22 protein-coding genes are annotated in these 19071 nt (G+C 36.4%); 8 read left to right on the top strand and 14 right to left on the bottom strand.

Going from position 1 to position 19071, the window contains the following annotated elements; translation table 11 throughout:
• Positions 1-53 precede the first annotated feature (53 nt).
• Positions 54-1751: a glycosyltransferase family 39 protein gene (locus PL8927_RS22420; RefSeq protein ID WP_083625686.1), complete on the top strand. Its 1698-nt coding sequence runs from the start codon at positions 54-56 to the stop codon at positions 1749-1751.
• Positions 1752-2175: 424 nt separating this feature from the next.
• Here the strand turns inward: PL8927_RS22420 and PL8927_RS22425 are convergent, their stop codons facing one another.
• On the bottom strand, positions 2176-3285 hold the full coding sequence (locus tag PL8927_RS22425; protein WP_197047516.1) for an acyltransferase family protein: 1110 nt from the start codon (positions 3283-3285) through the stop codon (positions 2176-2178).
• A 50-nt stretch (positions 3286-3335) separates the two neighbouring features.
• Here PL8927_RS22425 and PL8927_RS22430 point away from each other — a divergent pair, with 50 nt between their 5' ends.
• Positions 3336-4553 carry an acyltransferase family protein gene (locus PL8927_RS22430; protein ID WP_083625689.1) on the top strand — a complete coding sequence of 406 codons (1218 nt, stop codon included), beginning with the start codon at positions 3336-3338 and terminating at the stop codon, positions 4551-4553.
• Between the two features lie 15 nt (positions 4554-4568).
• Here PL8927_RS22430 and PL8927_RS22435 read toward each other — a convergent pair whose 3' ends face one another.
• Both PL8927_RS22435 and PL8927_RS22440 read right to left on the bottom strand, forming a co-directional pair.
• Positions 4569-5774 (bottom strand): glycosyltransferase, encoded by a 1206-nt coding sequence (locus tag PL8927_RS22435; protein WP_083625690.1) that lies wholly within the window; start codon positions 5772-5774, stop codon positions 4569-4571.
• 148 nt (positions 5775-5922) lie between these two features.
• Complete coding sequence (locus tag PL8927_RS22440; protein WP_083625691.1) at positions 5923-6132, bottom strand: hypothetical protein; 210 nt, start codon at positions 6130-6132, stop codon at positions 5923-5925.
• A 130-nt stretch (positions 6133-6262) separates the two neighbouring features.
• Between PL8927_RS22440 and gloB the strand changes: the two genes are divergently transcribed.
• Positions 6263-7036 carry a hydroxyacylglutathione hydrolase gene (gene gloB, locus PL8927_RS22445; RefSeq protein ID WP_083625692.1) on the top strand — a complete coding sequence of 258 codons (774 nt, stop codon included), beginning with the start codon at positions 6263-6265 and terminating at the stop codon, positions 7034-7036.
• A 7-nt stretch (positions 7037-7043) separates the two neighbouring features.
• Here gloB and vapC read toward each other — a convergent pair whose 3' ends face one another.
• Both vapC and PL8927_RS22455 read right to left on the bottom strand, forming a co-directional pair.
• A complete protein-coding gene (gene vapC, locus PL8927_RS22450; protein WP_083625693.1) occupies positions 7044-7445 on the bottom strand; it encodes a type II toxin-antitoxin system tRNA(fMet)-specific endonuclease VapC in 402 nt (133 codons plus the stop codon).
• Entirely contained in the window at positions 7442-7681 is a 240-nt protein-coding gene (locus tag PL8927_RS22455; protein ID WP_083625694.1) for a hypothetical protein, read from the bottom strand. Before PL8927_RS22455 ends, vapC begins: the two co-directional genes overlap by 4 nt.
• A 156-nt stretch (positions 7682-7837) precedes the next feature.
• On the opposite strand from PL8927_RS22455, the gene rplI reads away from it, so the two are divergent.
• Positions 7838-8296, top strand: a complete 459-nt coding sequence (gene rplI / locus PL8927_RS22460) for a 50S ribosomal protein L9 (RefSeq protein ID WP_083625695.1) — start codon at positions 7838-7840, stop codon at positions 8294-8296.
• A 74-nt stretch (positions 8297-8370) separates the two neighbouring features.
• Here rplI and PL8927_RS22465 read toward each other — a convergent pair whose 3' ends face one another.
• Positions 8371-9576 carry a hypothetical protein gene (locus PL8927_RS22465; RefSeq protein WP_083625696.1) on the bottom strand — a complete coding sequence of 402 codons (1206 nt, stop codon included), beginning with the start codon at positions 9574-9576 and terminating at the stop codon, positions 8371-8373.
• 107 nt (positions 9577-9683) lie between these two features.
• Between PL8927_RS22465 and PL8927_RS22470 the strand changes: the two genes are divergently transcribed.
• Positions 9684-10700, top strand: coding sequence for a hypothetical protein (locus tag PL8927_RS22470; protein ID WP_083625697.1), 1017 nt, complete (start codon positions 9684-9686; stop codon positions 10698-10700).
• Between the two features lie 191 nt (positions 10701-10891).
• On the opposite strand, the gene PL8927_RS22475 is transcribed toward PL8927_RS22470, so the two are convergent.
• Both PL8927_RS22475 and PL8927_RS22480 read right to left on the bottom strand, forming a co-directional pair.
• Entirely contained in the window at positions 10892-11032 is a 141-nt protein-coding gene (locus tag PL8927_RS22475) for a hypothetical protein (RefSeq protein WP_156093292.1), read from the bottom strand.
• Positions 11025-11288 carry a hypothetical protein gene (locus PL8927_RS22480; RefSeq protein WP_083625698.1) on the bottom strand — a complete coding sequence of 88 codons (264 nt, stop codon included), beginning with the start codon at positions 11286-11288 and terminating at the stop codon, positions 11025-11027. Before PL8927_RS22480 ends, PL8927_RS22475 begins: the two co-directional genes overlap by 8 nt.
• A gap of 82 nt (positions 11289-11370) precedes the next feature.
• Here PL8927_RS22480 and dnaB point away from each other — a divergent pair, with 82 nt between their 5' ends.
• Together dnaB and PL8927_RS22490 are read left to right on the top strand one after the other, a co-directional pair.
• The gene (gene dnaB / locus PL8927_RS22485) at positions 11371-14622 is read left to right on the top strand and encodes a replicative DNA helicase (protein WP_083625699.1); all 3252 of its coding nucleotides are present in this window, start codon (positions 11371-11373) and stop codon (positions 14620-14622) included.
• 161 nt (positions 14623-14783) lie between these two features.
• Positions 14784-15107, top strand: a complete 324-nt coding sequence (locus PL8927_RS22490; protein WP_083625700.1) for a DMT family transporter — start codon at positions 14784-14786, stop codon at positions 15105-15107.
• Positions 15108-15203: 96 nt separating this feature from the next.
• Here the strand turns inward: PL8927_RS22490 and PL8927_RS22495 are convergent, their stop codons facing one another.
• On the bottom strand, positions 15204-15785 hold the full coding sequence (locus tag PL8927_RS22495; RefSeq protein WP_083625701.1) for an FKBP-type peptidyl-prolyl cis-trans isomerase: 582 nt from the start codon (positions 15783-15785) through the stop codon (positions 15204-15206).
• A 90-nt stretch (positions 15786-15875) separates the two neighbouring features.
• Positions 15876-16202 carry a phasin family protein gene (locus PL8927_RS22500; RefSeq protein WP_083625702.1) on the bottom strand — a complete coding sequence of 109 codons (327 nt, stop codon included), beginning with the start codon at positions 16200-16202 and terminating at the stop codon, positions 15876-15878.
• A gap of 133 nt (positions 16203-16335) precedes the next feature.
• On the opposite strand from PL8927_RS22500, the gene PL8927_RS22505 reads away from it, so the two are divergent.
• Complete coding sequence (locus PL8927_RS22505) at positions 16336-16692, top strand: zinc ribbon domain-containing protein (protein WP_083625703.1); 357 nt, start codon at positions 16336-16338, stop codon at positions 16690-16692.
• 118 nt (positions 16693-16810) lie between these two features.
• On the opposite strand, the gene PL8927_RS22510 is transcribed toward PL8927_RS22505, so the two are convergent.
• The 4 genes from PL8927_RS22510 to PL8927_RS22525 all read right to left on the bottom strand — a co-directional run bounded on the left by PL8927_RS22510 (position 16811) and on the right by PL8927_RS22525 (position 18547).
• Positions 16811-17047 (bottom strand): ribbon-helix-helix domain-containing protein, encoded by a 237-nt coding sequence (locus tag PL8927_RS22510; RefSeq protein ID WP_197047517.1) that lies wholly within the window; start codon positions 17045-17047, stop codon positions 16811-16813.
• 29 nt (positions 17048-17076) lie between these two features.
• A complete protein-coding gene (locus PL8927_RS22515; protein WP_083625704.1) occupies positions 17077-17319 on the bottom strand; it encodes a type II toxin-antitoxin system HicB family antitoxin in 243 nt (80 codons plus the stop codon).
• Entirely contained in the window at positions 17294-17557 is a 264-nt protein-coding gene (locus PL8927_RS22520) for a type II toxin-antitoxin system HicA family toxin (protein ID WP_083625854.1), read from the bottom strand. The genes PL8927_RS22515 and PL8927_RS22520 overlap by 26 nt, the downstream gene beginning before the upstream one ends.
• 456 nt (positions 17558-18013) lie before the next feature.
• Entirely contained in the window at positions 18014-18547 is a 534-nt protein-coding gene (locus tag PL8927_RS22525; RefSeq protein WP_083625705.1) for a hypothetical protein, read from the bottom strand.
• Positions 18548-19071 lie beyond the last annotated feature (524 nt).

A 19071-nucleotide genomic window follows, 5' to 3' on the forward strand; every position in this document is an offset into this window, starting at 1 on the left:
TCAACCTTTTAAATTTTACATTATTTTAATTTTTTTTATTTTCAACCTTTTTTATGACTAAAAATCCTAAACTCGGCTTTTCATCGCCCTATTTATCGTTAGAAAATTTACTGATTGCAACAATTATTCTAGGAATTCTCTTAAGACTGATCAACATCGGAACCCGTGAGTTTTGGTATGATGAAGTATTATCCCTCCTGTTGTCTACAGGACAAAAAAGTGCCTACGTCACTCCCCAGGATCTTCCTGTCGTTTTAGCTGATTATACTCCCCTACTCAATTTACCACCAGAGTTGAACTTTAGTGATGTTTTAAAAACTTTGATGGGTCTTGTGCGTGGGGTGATTTCAGGTGAACCCCATCCGCCTTTATTTTATCTGAGTCAGCATCTCTGGCTACGGTTATTTGGTAATAGTGAAATTGCTCAACGGAGTCTGAATACTTTACTGAGTATTTTCAGTGTTTTTTGTGGTTATGGGTTAGGAAGAACTCTATTAGAACATCGAGGGGGTTTATTATTTGCAGCATTATTAGCAACAAATCCCTTCTTCTTCTTTCACTCTCTGAATGTGCGGATGTATGCCCCTTTAGTCCTATGGACAATTTTAAGTGCTTGGGCTTTAATTCAGTTAATTGGTGTTGATAAAATTCAACCTCAATACCGACAAGCGGGAATAAAATCTTCTCTGAATTTCCGAGAAAAACTATTTTGGACAGGGGTATTAATTCTATCCGTAGCGGCGGGATGTTTAACATTTTACTTATTTATTTATTGGTTAATTACTTTAGCCGTTGTGGTATTATATTTAGATAGACATCATTGGTGGCAACACGCCTTACGCATCGGAACTGGGGTATTGATTACCGTACCTTGGGTGTTATGGGGAACCCGTCAACAACTGCGAAATGCTGACTTGGGGCGATTCAGTACGCCTCCTGGTTTTTTTACTACAATGCTGAAGCATTTACAAGATGTTGCTTATGTTTTAGGTGTGCAATTATTGGTGGGAGATTGGATTACCAGTATTCCAGTTTTTATTGCAGTTTTGGCTGGCATTTTCTGGATTATTATTTTTACAGTAGGAAGTATTCGGCTTGGGAAAGCCGGAGAAAATCAACGCTTAGGAGTCGCCTTAATTTTAGGACTATTTCCTCTGCTTTTGGCTTTATTAGCAGATATTATCGGTAAAAAATTTACAATTGGCTTTGGTTGGGGTAGAAGTTTAATGATTATTCTTCCCGGTTGTTTATTATTAATCACAGTATTAATTCAACGCACGACAAAAGGACGGTTGTATAGTCTGATTGCAACGAGTTTAATTTTCATCTATTTAAGTATTAGTATCGCAGACTATAGTTTAAGACATCGGCAAATATTTCACCAGATTTCTGATATTCTTTCCCAAGAACCGACCACTTCCACATTAATTGTCATGAATTCTAAAGCCTGGGGTCATGTTAACCGTTTAGCCTATTATATATCCCCTGAATATCCTGTATTTTTACTTGCTCAAGAATCCACTAAACTGGCTCCGGCTTTACAAAAATCTTTAATTGCAAAACCTTCAGCCTATAGTAGAATTATCTGGTTAGAATCTGCTGAACCTGTTTGGTCTGAACCCACAACAGAAACTGAACGAGAAACCCTTGAAAAGATTTTACAATCTCAATATCAACTTAAAAATAATCAGATCCTTCAAGGAACAATGGATTTAGATCAATTTACTGTTCGTGTCTATCAGGACTTTTAAATTTTTAGGTTAAATTTGAGAATCATTAATAGTTCATTTTAAGCCTATGTTATCTTATCTACTAACAGTTTTAACGGCAATTCCTTGGGTGCTAGCCTTAGCAATTACTCCTAAATATTGGGGGTCATTAGATGCCAAACATTTAACAGGTTCAGTGTCAATTTTTTATGTAGGTTGGTTTCTGATAGTTTGGATAAATTTTAGACAGCTAAAACAAAATTTCTCGAATTCCAATAATTATATAAATATTATTTTTTTTTATGGCAAGACCGTTGTAAAGTATGCGGTTTTCTTATTGATACTTTGTCTAATATATGGGTTTCTTTCTGTATCCATTCATAAATTACTTTCAAATTTTATGGTTTCAGCAATCTTAGATCGCTTATCCATGTTTATTTTTGGTTTAGGAACTGTAATTTTTTTATTAAGATTTCGGTGGATACAACCAGTTTCTTAATTTTTGCGTAGGATTTTCAACCAATTTAGCTATTAATAATCCTAAACATATACTCACAACAAAATATAACCAGAATTCCACAACAAAATGAATAGAAGTATTGGGAAATAACCGATAAAATCCTTCAATTCCCCATCGAATAACTGCCATGTGCCATAGGTAAATTGAATAGGAACTTAACCCAATTACAGCTAAAATATCAATAATCTGATTAAAAAGTTGTTCAATTAAAGGCGGAAAATTGGTTTCCCAAACAATCAAAGAAATAATTAATCCAGCAAAACCAAATTCAATAATTGTGATTCCTAAAGATTGCAAAAACTGACTTTTTTCTAATTCAAAAAATAAACACGGTGAAATGAGTATAATACTGCTGATTAAAATAACTTTTCTATAAGAGTTAATAAAATTTATGACTTTTGGATAATGGAAATTATACAAGTAAGCCATTGAAACCCCTAAAGTTAAGCCATCTAAACGCAAATGAGTGGGGAAAGCATGGGTTTGATGGGTATAAGGAAGAAAAACGGCTGTTAACGTTCTTAAAATTAGCATCAAAATAGCAACTAAAAAATACAGTTTAACTACAGGACGAAAGGGGTCGGATTTATTTTTAGATATTTTTAGCATTAAAATTAAACTAATTGGTAATAAAATTACATAAAAATGTTGATCAACTGCTAAATACCAAGTATGATTCCACAGGGGTTTTGCATAATTTTGAACAAAAAATAGTTCTGAAATAACTGATTTCCAACTCAATTCAAGATTAAAAACCAAATCATGTATAACAGTCAGTAATATGAATAAATAAAATGGAATATAAATCCTAATTCCTCGACTGACTAAAAATCTCTTAAAATTAATATTCTCGGTTTGACGATATTCTGTAAATAGTACATTCCCAATTAAAAAACCACTCAAGATAAAGAATATTTCAACTCCCACCCATCCGACTTGTTCCCAAATTCGACTCACAAATTTATGGCGTCCCATCACCATAAAAATTGCAATTGCTCTTAACGCATCTAATTGTTTTAAGCGACTAATTTTAGGAATATTAATTTTGTCAGACATCATAAATTAATGGTGTAGAATAGGTCAATTAATTCCTTTGATATGTGTTTATGACAACAACTGCTCTCCCTAAACCCTATACTCGCTTGAGTGAACTGTTACCCGCCCTCAAAGCGATCGCAATTCTCCAGATTGTACTGTATCACATTTGGGCTTATACAAAAGGATATCTCAAATTTTCAGAAATCACGGAGATTTTGACTGGAAATGGTGTTAAAGGGTTGGTGGAAGGAGGACTAAATTTTTTCTGTTTAATGGGAGAACAGGGAGTCCATATTTTCCTAATTGCTAGTGGGTTTGGACTAGCAACATCTTGGTGGAAAAGTTATCAAAAAATACCCAATAATCCTAATATTATAGCATTAATTCCCTTTTGGAAACGACGATTATTACGGATTTTTCCCCTCTATTGGATTGCTCATGGTTTAGCTTTATTAATATACTGGATTAACCCCGAATGGGTTCCCTTTGGTCAAGAAGTTTGGGGTCAAGGTGGATTAACAATTGCGGCGGCAATTTTTGCCAGTTTAACGACTTTGAGAAATTTTATTATGCCCTTTTATACCTTCTTAAATGGGGCTTGGTGGTATGTGGGATTAATCGTTCAACTTTATTTAATTTTCCCCTTTTTAATTCGCTGGGGGAAACGCTGGGGATGGCAAAATCTATTAATTAATTCTGTGGTTATTTCTTTACTATATCGGGGATTGATTGTGCTGCTTCCGGTTAGTGATACTATCACAGATCGATTATTACGGGGGGCATTTTTTCCCTCTCGGCTATTTGAATTTGTCTTAGGTATGGTTTTAGCGATCGCATTATTAGAACAAAATTCAGGATCAGATCAATTATTAAACTGGAGTCAAAATTTACTTTTTAAACGGCGATGGCTTGGTTTTTTAATAATATTTTGGGCTTTAGGATTAGCGTGTGATTGGGCATCAGAGGAAACATTAATGGCTTGGAGAATTCCTGCTGATTTTTTCCTAGGAATTGGGCAATTTTTTGTCCTATTTCAAATAATCAATTATTTACCTAGTCTGAAACCTTGGCTAAATCCTATTGGCGATACATCCTATGGTATTTACCTAATTCACATGAACTTAGAAACAGGTTTATGGGTAGGAATGGGTTTTATTTCCTTTTATTGGTTGCGTTTATTTATGGTAGTGGCGATCGCCTGTTTCCTAGGAGGATTATTTGATATTGCTGGGAATTGGATAATTAAACAGGGGTTAAAAAATCCTCCCTTTTCTTCCCCAAAATAAACCCAAAACCTATCACTACTTAACTTCCGTTACTCGCCAACTCAATTTTAAATTCAGCCAGAAATTCCAAAAAGTCACAATAGCGATCGCAATTACCTTCGCTAAATAGGCATTCATCCCAAACACATTAAATAAAAGATTCACTAATAACACATTTAAAATCAACCCTGACAAACAAATTAAGTTAAACTTCAAAAATCGTTTAAACCGTTTTCCCATCCCTTTTTGATGGCTAGAAATATCTCCAAATGTCCAAATATCGTTCCAGAGGAAATTATTAATAATCGCCACTTCTGCGGAGAATATGGCACTCCGAGTTAAAGGGAAACCCAGAACAGTATAAAAGAGATAAAACACTCCCATATCCACAAAAACACCACTAAACCCCACAATTCCAAACCGCAAAAACCGCATTATAGGCCATCGGGCTAACCGTAATTTAACTAAATGTTGTAAATATTCAATATATTGTTTCCCAGTCACTTTGCTTTCCCCTTCTAAGCGTTCTTGGAAAACATAACCCACTTCTGCCACCCAACGAATTTGACCCCGACCTAACACTTCAATCAGGATTTTATAGCCAATAGGATCAAGAATTTTTCCAGCAATTGCTTCCCGTCTCACCATAAAATACCCACTCATCGGATCGGAAACCCGACCAATAACACCGGGTAAAATAATTAATCCTAAAACCTGCGCTCCTCTCGATAAAAACCGCCGAATTACACTCCAATCACTGACTCCTCCTCCTTCAATATGGCGACTACCAACGGCTAAATCTGCACCCCGTTCTATTTCAGCTAAAAGTTGTAATAAACTTTCAGGAGGATGTTGTAAATCGGCATCAATTACCCCTAAAACTTCCCCTCTCGCCACTTGCCAACCCCGAATTACAGCCGTTGATAATCCCCGTTCTTCTTGACGGCGCATTACCCGTAATTGGGGAAATTCCGGCATTAATTCCGCCGCGACTTTCCACGTTAAATCTGGACTATCATCATCAACAATAATTAATTCATATTCATTGGGAATTGCAGCATTTAATAACTGAGTTAATTGCTGGACAATTTCCCTAACATTTTCACTTTCTTTATAGGTGGGAATCACCAAGGACAATCGAATTGCAAACTCACCCAGTTCTGTTGGAATAGCAGCTTGTGTCGGAATCTGTAATGGCCCTGTGGGAACAGACAAAAGAGTATTCATTTCAGGCAAATTCATAGGGGGTTTAACCTCATTAATTGTTGTTGTAGAATTGATGATCAATTGGCTTCAAAAAGAAAGCCGGATGGGGATTGAACTCATCCTAAATTAGAGTGATTCTCCCTGCGAACTGTTCCCTATTCCCTTGATTTGTTTGAAGCAACAATCAAATATCATGGAATTTGATTCGGCCTGTTTGGACATAATCAAAAACTCGATTAATTTGGTTACGTTCAGACTCAGTAATATCTTTATCTGATAAAATAGCAGACATTAATCTCAAATAGTCACCATGACTCAACTGACCCGAATTGATAATGTGATCTGTTACTTGAGTAATGGAGATTTTTGAGCGAGTTTGAATTGTCCAGAGCATCTCAACAATAACCTCTGTTATTTAATCATTAACTGATTCTGCGAGAAGATTTGCTAAACTATCTATTCAGACCCCGCAGAGCATCAACTATTCTGAACCCTGATCAAATCGGCCCAGGAGATTGCTTTTTATGCAAATTGAACGAATTCCCGTCCTCTCTGATAATTACATTTTTTTACTGTATGATCCCCATCGGAAGATTGCCGCCGTTGTTGACCCCGCAGAAGCCTATCCTGTTTTACAACATTTACAGACATTAGGAGCCGAATTAGTTGCAATTTTTAACACCCACCATCACAGCGATCATGTTGGGGGAAATACACAACTGATCCAACACTATCCCAATCTTACTATTTATGGAGGAGCAGAAGATCAAGGCAGAATTCCCGGTCAAATGATATTTTTAAAACAGGGCGATCGCGTTCAATTTGGGGATCAAGTCGGGACGGTCTTGTTTGTTCCCGGTCATACAAAAGCCCACATTGCCTATTATTTCCCGCCCCAACACGCTGATGAACCCGGCGACTTATTCTGTGGAGATACCCTATTTTCAGGGGGGTGTGGTCGTTTATTTGAAGGAACTCCTCAACAAATGGTGACTTCCCTGAATAAATTTCGCAACCTACCTGAAACCACTAGAGTTTGGTGTGCCCACGAATACACCCTCAATAACTTAAAATTTGCCTTAACGGTAGATGCTGACAATTCAGAGTTACATGATCGTTTCCAAAATGTCAAGGTTGCCCGCAGTCAAAATCAAGCCACCATTCCCTCAAATATCGGTTTAGAAAAACGCACGAACCCTTTTTTGCGTTGGGATGTTCCTAGTTTACAGTCTGCGACGAATAGCCAAGATCCCATTCAAACTTTTGCCCGTTTGCGAGGGATGAAGGATCAATTTTAAAGGGAGATTAAAGTTCCCAATCTTCAATTTGCAAGTTAGGAACTCGACTAAATTCTGCTGTATTGTGAGTGACTAGAACTAATTTGTTAGCTAAAGCGATCGCCGCAATTTGCACATCATAGGGGCCAATAGGTGTACCTAAAGCTGCTAATTGGGCGCGGATTTCTCCGGCAATTTTAGCTGCTTTTTTATTCAAAGATAAAATATTGAATTGTTTAAAAAAACGCTGTAATATTGCTAAATTTCGCTCTGGTTGGCTACTTTTATATGCACCATAATAAAGTTCAAACTGTACAACAGTACACAAATAAATATCCCCTGGCTGTTGTAAAGCTAATCGACGAGTTACGGATGGATTACTATTATTCAGGAGTTGAATACAAACATTAGTATCGAGTAAATAACTCAAAACAAATTCTCCCTAATTTCATATTGTCCTTGATTTTCTCGGACTAAGGGTTCACCTACCCAGCCACCAATTACCTCCTCAAAAAACCCAGGTTGCCAATTTCTGGCTTTCTGGGTTTCACTCTTAGCTTGAAAGATCACAATAGCCTCTAAGTCTCTATCTTTAAATTCTGCTGGCATTTTTACCCGTAATATTCCATCCTCACCAATGCGTCCTTTGAACTGAATACTCTGCATAACAGCCTCCTGGGTGAATCATGACCCAACTGAGTTTGTATTGTACTACGCAATTACAAGTATCCTAAACAGGGATAAGTTAATCATGGACTTGCGATCGCACCCGAATTTCGTTAATATAGAGTGTTTGGGTTAAAAAAAATATAGGAACTGATCATGGCGAAGCGTATTCAAGTGGTTCTGACGAAGGATGTCACTAAACTCGGAAAAAATGGGGATCTCGTAGAAGTCGCCCCGGGTTATGCTCGTAACTATTTACTCCCTCAGAGTATCGCAGTTCGGGCCACTCCTGGTATTCTCAAACAGGTAGAACGGCGTCGGGAAGAAGAACGTCAACGCCAACTGGAACTGAAACAACAAGCTGAAACTCAGAAACAAGCCCTAGAAGCGGTGGGTGTGTTCAAAATTGCCAAACAAGTTGGGGAAGAAAACGCAATTTTTGGAACTGTTACAGAGAAGGAATTAGCAGAATTGATTCAACAAACCATTGGTCAAGAAGTTGATCGTAGAGAAATTACTCTCCCCAGTATCAGTAAATTAGGAACCTATAGAGCCCATATTAAGTTACATACTGAAGTAACAGCAGATGTAGAAGTTGAAGTGGTTTCTCTGTAAATTTTTATTGGATTCAATTTAACCGATTTTAACAGGTTTCCCCCTAAGCCCGAACTTAAGTTCAGGGCTTATTTTTATTCTTGTACTTTAAATGAATAATAAAGATTAGCAACTGTTAAATCAGGAACTTCTTTCCAGTTGGTTAAGGCTAATCCTTTAAAATCCAGAGCGATCGCTCTTTGACAAATATAGGATTCATACTCAGAGCGTAATTCTGGTTTAAGGATAAATTTAAGTTGATCTTTCAAAGCAACAAAATGTGATTGAGCTTTTAATTCTTGATACAGTTCAAATGGGGAGCGTTTTTGTAAAGCGTTAGATTCTTGGGATTGATTTAAACTAACAATATCCGTTACATTAAAACTAGCTAGTTTTTCCTGATCCTCAACCGATAAATTTTGTATTACTTTTAAATTGTTTTTCCAGAAATTAATTAAAATTATATCATGATTGATAATATAGTTAATTCTAGGAAATATAAAATCAATTTCTTCCTCTGATTGACAGGACTCTGTTAATTCCATGCAATCTTTGATGATTTTATCTTTTAGGTGATTCAACTGAAAAATACAAGCATCAAAATCATTTTTTAAAATATCAACTAAAGCTAAAGTTTGTTCAATCGCCCAAGCACATTCTAATCGCTTTAATTTTCCTGAAATCGAAGGACAAGAAATTAATTCTTTGTTGTTATAAATAGCTAAACAATTTTGTAAATTATTCCAAATAAAGTTTAATTTATCATTTCTATCCTTAGAATTTTGTGTGATTAAAGCCGATGGCAGTTGATTATTATGAACGGACTGAAAGATTCCATAAGCCTTAACAAACTCAACGCGGTGTATTTCTTGTTTAATTTCTTGACCCACTTGATTGATCGCTTTTAAAATTTCATCTCCTTGATGATTAATAATTGATTTTAAATCTGTAAAACCTGTTTGAAGCTCTAATAAAACTTGATCTAATTTGAAATTTGATTGACGATTTTGCTGCAAATTTAGTGCTGAAAGTATTCCCTGTAAAGCCACACCGACTCCTAACGTTGCTGTTGTTGATTCTAATATACTAGCCTTTTCTTGTAAGCTCTCCATGCCTCTTTTTAGCTCGTCTAATTCTTGAGTAAGATTGTCAGATTCTACCTTACCTTGATAGAATCTGACCCCGATTTTTGCGATAACTACTACAGTCCCCAGATAAGGAACACCAGCTACAAAGGGAGATGCTACATCTAAAACAACACCGATAGACTTTAACAAAGGTGCTAAATCTTGAGATTCCATAACTAAGTTAACCTGAGTGTCAGAAGTTAGTATAATTAATTATATCAGTGATACCTGTTCAAAGTCGTCTCTGATGGGAAAGAACATTGATCTAGGAATTAAATGTGATGAATGAATCTCTCAAAGCCTTTCTTGCTCTTAATCAAGCGATTACACTAATCCATTCTAATGATAATCAATCCTTAGAGTTAAAACAGTCAGCAACCGATTTAAGTCAATCAATTCAACTCTGTACGGATGAAATGAGACAGTCTGCTGTCAAATTAGAACAATTACTAAAAAATTGTCATCAGGATTTAGATTATGCTGAGGAAGTTTGGAATAGTAAAGCCAGAATTTTATCTATCCCCAAGGATGAAATTTGGGAACAGATCGCACAAATTAGCAATGTAGATGTACGGATTCGTAATTTAAGAAAAAAATGTAAAATAGAAGTTGTTAAAGAACTTAAACAGTCGTGGACAAATCGAGTTACACAACTCAAAAGACAGTGGTTTACTGAGAAAAATACGGGTAAACCCAAACAAGAGGCAGGCTTATCGGATAAAGATGGTTTAATCAAGGGTTTAGAAAGAGAATTAATAGATCAAAATCGTCAAATTATTCTAGCGATTCATCATAATTTGGAACTACTAGGTCAAGATTTCTCTGTGTTTAAAATTAATCAGTTAGACTCTCATGTTAGTTGTTTGCCTAGCAAATACAAGAATAGTTTATTATTTCAAATAAACCACTATCATTATAAATTAAATTTATTTTTTAATGCAAAAGTAGCTATTTCTAACTCTTTAGCGAATTCAACAAAACCCAGTTGGGATTCCTTTTATAAAGATAGTTTTTTAGTTATTAAAAGAGATCGATTAGATGAATTTTCAATTACAGTCCTTTTATTTATCGAAAGTAGCTTTTTGCAACGGTTAGACGAGTGTTTTGATTTGGCTATATCAACTCTAATGTTTCATTTGACATTTTACAATGATTTATTAGAAAAACAAAATAGATATCAGCAAGAAATGCCTCAAAAATGGCAAGCTGAAAAACAATCCTTAGATCAACTGCGTTCACAAATTGATAAAGTTCAGGCAGAAATTGATACGATTTTAAATTCTATTTCCAAAAGTTAAGAATAATCAATCATCCTTAAAATGTAGGGGCGAGGTTTTCTCGCCCTTAAACGGCGTTTGTTAGCAAGAATAGGATCATAGGTTTGAAGTGATAGGGGAAATGGGCGATCGCAAACCCATCAATATTTTTAACTTAACTTTTAGATATTTGGTGCGTGCGCGTTGCTTACGCACCCTACGCAGTTTTATTATTACGTTGTCACTAAAAAAGTTTGATTTTGACGGAGCCTAGCCATTATTTCTTGTGCTTGTTCATGAAGATCATCCGTAGTATTAATTAATGCGATCCAAGCTGCGCTATCCACAAAAACTTGATTAAATTTACTACTCATCTTGTTTTTGTTTTCCATACAAATAGTGATCATGCTGATGAGCTAAATCTCTGATACCCGTATCTACAGCATTTTGATTTAACGCCAACTCTAACGTATCCCAACCCGCTTCATACTCCTCAGAAGAAATATCAACTAATTGCTCCTGTTTTTCTGATTCTAAAAAAGTAATAATCACAGGATAGTTATCAGGATAAGATATCGGTTGAATGGGATAAATTACCCCATTTCTGACAATTCCTTTAATAGATTCCATAAGCATTGTGTAAAATCAATGATCATTCTATAATAGAGTTTAACACAAAACGGTCTAATCGGCTTATTAACTAACTCATGCGATGAATGAACCTCAATTTTCTAGTATTAGCGATCGCCTTCCTCCTCAAAACATAGAAGCAGAGGAAGCAATTTTAGGCGGTATTCTCCTCGATCCAGAAGCCATTAGTCGGGTAGCAGAATTATTACAACCAGAATCCTTTGCCCTCAAATCCCATCAAATTATTTATCGGGCAACTTTAACCCTACATTTTCAAGGAAAACCCACCGATTTAATGACCGTTACCACTTGGTTAGCGGATCAAAAATTACTCGAACAAGTGGGAGGACAATTAAAATTAACTCAACTCGTAGATCGGACGGTTTCGGCGGTTAATATTGATCAATATGGCTTATTAATTTTAGATAAAAAAATCCGTCGCAGTTTGATTACTGGGGGACACACTATTATTGAATTAGCTTATGATACCAGCCAAGATTTAGAAACGGTTCTCGATAAAGCCGAACAACAAATCTTTAATATTTCTCAAGTTCGACCCCAACAGGATTTAGTTTCTATTGGAGAAACCTTAATTGATACCTTCCAAGAAATTGAAGACCGCAATGAAGGAATTTCTTTACCCGGTATTCCTTGCGGATTTTATGATTTAGACGCGATGACAGGAGGGTTTCAACGGTCGGATTTAATTATTATTGCGGGTAGGCCGTCAATGGGAAAATGTTTAAGTTTTGATAGTACAATTGTTTTATCGGATGGGAGTGTTGTCACGATTGAAGATATTTATAATCGTCAAAAAGCTCAAATTTTAACGTTAGAAAATAATTGGAAATTTAAAATTACTGAACCTTCTGACTTTATTGATGATGGAATTAAACCCGTATTTAGAGTTACTACAAAACTAGGGAGGTTTGTAGAATCTACCCTCACCCATCCGTTTTTAACGATTCAAGGATGGAAGCAGTTAGCAGAACTTAAACTAGGGCAAAAAATAGCGGTTCCTCGCAAAGTGGATGTTTTTGGATCTGAAAAAATATCAGAATGTCAGGCTAAGATTTTAGGTTATTTAATAGGAGATGGCGGACTGACAGATAGCAATGCTGTTTTGACAAATAATGATTGTAGAATTCAACAAGATTTCATTAATGCTGTCAAGGATTTTGATACTAACCTTAAAGTTAGAATCGATAACTCGCACGGAACTCGCGCGGACTCCTTGAATGTTACCAAAAACCAGCAATTAGTAATCGATAACAGACAATCTTTTGCCAAAACACTACGCCAAACAGTTCAAATCAAAGGAATATCTGGCTCTGAAATTGCTCAGGATTTAGGGGTTTCTCCCTCTGCTGTAAGCCACTGGATGAATGGTAAATCCGCTCCTAATTCGGAATTCTTTAAGCAGTTGTGTGACTTGCTAGATATCGACACCACTGTTCTTGCACCTGACGGAGCAGAAACAATTCAAATAAATAACAGGAATTCATTAGTAATCTGGCTGGAAAAATTGGGATTATGGGGAAAGAATTCTCATCAAAAAACAATTCCTGAAATCATCTTTAGATTAGAGCGATCACAAATTGCTTTATTTCTAAACCGTCTATTTGCAACAGATGGTTGGGCGACGGTTTTAGCTAGTAGTCAATCACAGATCGGTTATACCAGTGTCAGTGAAGAATTAGCCCGACAAGTTCAACATTTGTTATTGCGATTTGGGATTATTGCAACACTGAAAAAGCGTTCTGTTAAATATAAAGAAACCAGGCGAACGGCTTGGCAACTGGATATTACCGATGCTTTATCTCTTAAAACCTTTATCTCAGAAATTGGGATTTTTAGTAAAGAAGAAGCACTTTTAAAAATAGAAAATGCGTTAATGAATAAACGCTATCAAACCAATCGAGATTTGATTCCCATAGAAATTTGGCAAGAAATCGCAACGGTTAAAGGTGATGAATCTTGGCAAAATTTAGCAAAACGCGCAGGGATTCCAGGCTATAGTAATATTCATGTTGGTAAACGGCAACCATCACGGGAAAGACTCTGGACTTTAGCCACTGCTTTAGATAATTTACCCTTACAACAGTTAGCAACCAGTGAGATTTATTGGGATGAAATTGTCTCAATTGAATTTATGGGGGAAAAACAGGTTTATGACTTAACCATTCCTGAAACCCATAATTTTGTTGCAAATGATATCTGCGTTCATAATACCAGTTTTGCTGTGGGTTTAGGACATAATATTGCTAAGGGTCAAAAGTTACCTATTGCTATTTTTAGTTTAGAAATGTCCAAAGGACAATTAGTGCAAAGACTATTATCTAGTGAAGCGAAAATTGAAAGTAACCGCATTCGTTCAGGACGCATTAGTCAATCGGAATGGGAACCCTTAACAATGGCGATTAGTTCCTTAGCGGAATTACCTATTTTTATTGATGATACCCCGAATATTACCGTCACAGAAATGCGTTCTAAAGCTCGAAGATTGCAAGCGGAAAATGGGGGGGTATTGGGGTTAGTTTTAATTGATTATTTACAATTAATGGAGGGAGGAAGTGATAATCGAGTGCAGGAATTATCGAGAATTACCCGATCATTAAAAGGATTAGCGAGAGAATTAAGTGTACCTGTAATTGCCTTATCCCAGTTAAGTCGAAGCGTTGAATCTCGTACAAATAAACGCCCCATGTTATCAGATTTAAGGGAATCTGGTTGTTTAACAGGTGATAGCTTAATCACATTAGCAGACACAGGATTACAAGTACCCATTAAAGAATTAATAGGTAAATCTGGTTTTCCTGTTTGGGCATTAAATGAAAAAATAATGAAGCTAGAAATAGCAATTGTGAGTAATGCCTTTTCTACAGGTATAAAACCTGTATTTACCTTAACAACTCGACTAGGAAGAAAAATTAGAGCAACAGCTAATCACAAATTCCTGACAATTCAGGGTTGGAAAAGACTGGATGAGTTAAGTTTTAAACAACATATCTGTTTACCAGATAACAGTGATGTATATTGGGATGAAATAGTTTCAATTATACCTGATGGAGAAGAAGAAGTATTTGATTTAACAGTTCCTAACTTGCATAATTTTGTAGCAAATAACATCATTGTTCATAATTCAATTGAACAAGATGCGGATTTAGTTATGATGATCTATCGAGATGACTATTATAATCCTGATACTCCAGACCGAGGAATTACAGAAATTATTATGGCTAAACATCGTAACGGCCCTACAGGAACGATTAAACTCTTATTTGACCCTCAATTTACCAAATTCAGAAATTTAGCGAATCCTCGGTCTAGTTAATTCAACTTCCATTCCCTACCTCTTAACAGGAATTAGGAGATTTTTACCTCTAACAACTGTAATTCTTAACTTAAGGTTTATCCACCCGTCAATACAACATTGCGGAAACCCTATTTTTCCGATTTGAGGGATAATGGTTTGAGTATCGTTGACACATTAAGATGGAATCAATCAGTGGGATTTACCTCATATTAGGAATTGTGTTTGAAGTGATGGGGACAACCTGTATGAAGTTATCCCAAGGCTTCACCCGAATCTGGCCTTCTATAGGAATATTTATTTTCTATGGACTTAGTTTTACTTGTTTAACAATAGTTCTCAAAAAAATTGAAGTCAGCGTTGCTTACTCAGTCTGGTCTGGTGTAGGAACAACTTTAATTGCTATGATTGGAATCGGGTTTTTTCGAGAGTCAATTACTCCGATTAAATTCATATCAATTGCATTGATTATCATCGGTGTAATCGGCTTAAATTCAGGAAAATAAATTAAAAACCGGGTTTCTTTACAAAAACCTGGGTTTCGAGTCCAGAGATAGTGTTTAGAAATCCGGTTTATAAGGTAACTTCTGAGGCTAAAAGGCTCACTTCACCTCTAATAGTTCCACATCAAAAATTAACGTTGCATTCGGAGGAATTACACCGCCCGCACCCCGTTCGCCATACCCTAATTTCGCTGGAATAATTAACTTGCGACGTCCGCCCACTTTCATGCTCATCACGCCTTCATCCCAACCTTTAATCACTTGACCGACACCAATTTTAAATTGAAAAGGTTGTCCGCGATCGCGGGAACTATCAAACTTTTTACCATCCGTTAAAGTTCCGGTATAATGAACTGTAACCGTTTGACCTTTGCTAGGAGATGCACCGTCACCAACTGTTAAATCAACATACTGTAAATCGGAATCAGTTGTAATTACTTTTTCTTCTGAATTTGTCATGTTTTGAGCAATAATAGTGGGAGCATTTGACGCAATACCCTGTGCAAACAAAGGACTGCTAGATGTTGTCACCGTTGAGGTGGGGGAAACCTTTTGTTGTACTGAAATTGGAGTGCTTTGATTAACAGCTTTCGCCTGTTGGATCGACGTTGTAATTTGAGCCACAACTAGCACAACCGTACAAACAATAATCACCCCTAAGCTAATTAGAATTTCTCGCAAAATTCATCCTCCTGCGTATACTCATGTACCTTTAGGATTGTTTTTTCAGGTAAAACCCAACATTTAAGTTTGACATTATTTGACAACTTTTTAGCGCCAAAGACGATTTTCTAAGTCTCTCATCTGACGTTCAAGGCGGTCTAGGCGTCCGCGTAACTCATCAAGTTCCGACTGACGGGGAACACCCACATCCTGCATTAAATTACGGAATTGGCGCTGCATCAGTTCTTCTAAACTGGTATGATCTAACCTTAGACCCTGCATCATATCGTCTACAAACCGTTTAGCTTGGTCTGTATTCATCGTCCCGTCTTTAACCCACTGATCCGTTGCTTCCTGCAATTTTTCGGCTACTAAGGATGTTGTTCCGATCCCAATCATCAGTAGTTGTCGCAGTAAGTTATTTTGATTATCCATTGTTTCTGACCTTATTAGGCTGCTAAAGTGCCAATATAAAGCTAGGCTTTATTTTTAGACTGGCTCACATTTTCTATTTTGTGATATTTTCCCCAAATTCGCAGATTCCCTTTTTGAAGTTTGAATCTTTACGATGTCCCATTGTCCCCGTTGTCACCAACCTGTTGACTCTCAAGCCGTTAGCTGTCCCCATTGTCAATATCAGCTTAAAGCGTTTGGACATCCGGGTATTCCCCTCTATCGTTCTACGGGGAAGGAATCTCTCTGTGAAACTTGTCTCTATCACGAGGATGATACTTGCAATTTTCCTCAACGTCCTTTTGCTCAGGAATGTACCCTCTATCAAAATCGTTCTGAACCGTTAATTTCTACTCCAATTAAACCTCAGCAAAATGTATCTGTTGCGCTCAGATTTTGGCTTCAACAGAATCTTGTTTGGGTCGTTGTTTTCGGGTTATTAATCATCAGTTTTATTATAACTCTTTTATAACCCTTTTTTGATTAACTTAAAAACTTTGTTGTTGGGCTTTAGTTCAAAGATTTAATGGCTAAAGCCCAACAACAATTAATATTTAGAAACAGGGTTTCTGGGATGTGCGATCGCATTATTAATTAAAATAATCAGGATTTGTACTCAAGTCAGCAGGTAAATCTACAGCACTTCCAATAACATCCAATTCCATCGCCAAATCATAACAACTTTTTTCAGGGATAAACTTCCGAATGTAACTTTCCAATGCTTCTATAATTAGTTCATGTTCTGATTTCTCCTGTAATTCGGCTAAAGTTTTTAGTTGTTCACTTAAAGTTTCACTAACTGGAATTGTAATTGAATGGGTTAGCATTGATTTTAAGTTCCTAATTTTTTATTACTCTAAATTTTTGCCTCCAGGTTGGGAATTTTATCCCCAAATTCATAAGCAGTTTCTAACCATAGGTGTTTTGCATCTTGCAAATTTGCCATAACTTCTTCCAGGGTTTCCCCTTGAGTTATACACCCTGATAAATCTTTGATTTCAGCAACATAACCCCCACCAGGTTCAGGATATAGTGTAATTGGATAAGGTAAATTTAAGTAATATTCTAAGGGTTTACTTTGTGTTTTTATGTTTTGCATACCAAATCTCCAAATCTAATAAACGTATAATCTGCTTGATATAGGTTCTTTTTACCATTTTACCACCTGTTTTAGGAACAACCAGATTTTGACCTTGATCATTACGGAAAATATGATGACTACCCGTTGAACGAATTTCTCGAAAACCGAATGCTTCTAATAAAGTGTTGATGTCTGAAAATTGGATTTCAGGAGGTTCAGCAAGAAGCCGTTCAACTAGCTTGAGAAGCTTCGTCATAGATTTTACATGAATTTTTTCAATTAATTTTAACATTTCAAATCTTTGCTAACAATCTAAACCCTGTAGGGGCGAGGCGCGCCCCATTGGTGTTAACTTAAGTTCCCCGCGCCCGGAACTAAAGTTCGGGCTAAAAGCTGAAGTCATCTAAAGATGACTAAGATCATTTTTCATTAACCCGTTTTAACGGGTTTTAGCTTTTAGCCTGAAATTTATTTCAAGGCTTTTGGCGTTAAGTTGACACGCTTTGGGCGCGCCTCGCCCCTACGTTGACTGTGGAATTTTATAGGGATAAATGCGATCGCATCTCCCAAATTTAAACCGTTAAACCTTCAATGTCATCCTGAGTGTAACGAAGTGAAGCGAAGGATCTCAAGAGTTATTTGCTGATAGCAGAAATCTCTATGAGATGCTTCACTACGCTGCGCTTCGTTCAGCATGACAAGGGGAAATGTATTAAGCTAATTTAGGAATAGGAATGATTTTATCAGGATCGCAAATATTCCGAACATCCGAAACAGGAATCAATAATCCTTCCTCTCCATTATCCATCGTTTTCAATTGAAATTGATGTTTTCGTGTTAAGGCTGACAGTTTTGAACGTTTGACTAATAGGATTTCTGAATCAGGAACAATAAATGCAAAATAATGAGCATTGGATTTATCACCCCAACCTGGATCACCTCGATGGTTTGTAATTTGAAAAAATAAATTCCCCCATTTTAGTGCTGAAGGCTGTTTTTTTACCTCAACTGAAATCGGACATTTATCAGGATGATTATATAATAGTAAATCGATTTCTTGTTCCTGATAATCGGGTCGGTCGGAAACATCAACAATCAACGGATAACCTTGTCTTTCGAGTTGATGCTGATAGACCTCTTCTAATTCAACTTGAGTAAAGCCTAACCAGATAAAAAATATAATCATTTGCCATTCTCCTTGTTTACCGATTGCGAGATTTTGAGAAAATTGGTATAATTGAGACATAGAATCTCCTCTCCAACTTTGTTGGATAACATTTTTTGCAATATCAAATATGAGCCTTGAAATCAATTTCAGGCTAAAAGCTGCAACCCGTTAAAACGGGTTTAATTTAGAATCCCTTATTTAATTATTTGAGCAGGTGATTCTCTTTAATATTAAACCTTGATGAGAAAAATGCGTCAAGGAAAGAATGCATGAAAGAATGCACTTTATTTTTGGGTTAGGGTAGACATCTTTGTTTTGCACATAAAAGCTATTGCTTTTTATGTAAATTGAGGAAAACAACGGAAAACGCCCAGCACAAATTCAGCCGCTCTATCGACACAGTGAACAAAGAGCGGCTGAATTTGGTGCTGAAAGGGCGTAACTTCGTTCAAATTCTCCTTAATCATAAAAGAGGGTTTATATTGCATTAGAAAATGGGTAATCATAGAATTGATGCGCTCCTCGTCACACACCTTAACAACCTTGACGTCCCTCCTTGCGGTAGGCTAGATCAAGTGACTTTATTTGCTTGTATTATTGCT

Origin of the sequence: Planktothrix serta PCC 8927 (assembly GCF_900010725.2) — a bacterium.
GTDB classification, from domain to species: domain Bacteria; phylum Cyanobacteriota; class Cyanobacteriia; order Cyanobacteriales; family Microcoleaceae; genus Planktothrix; species Planktothrix serta.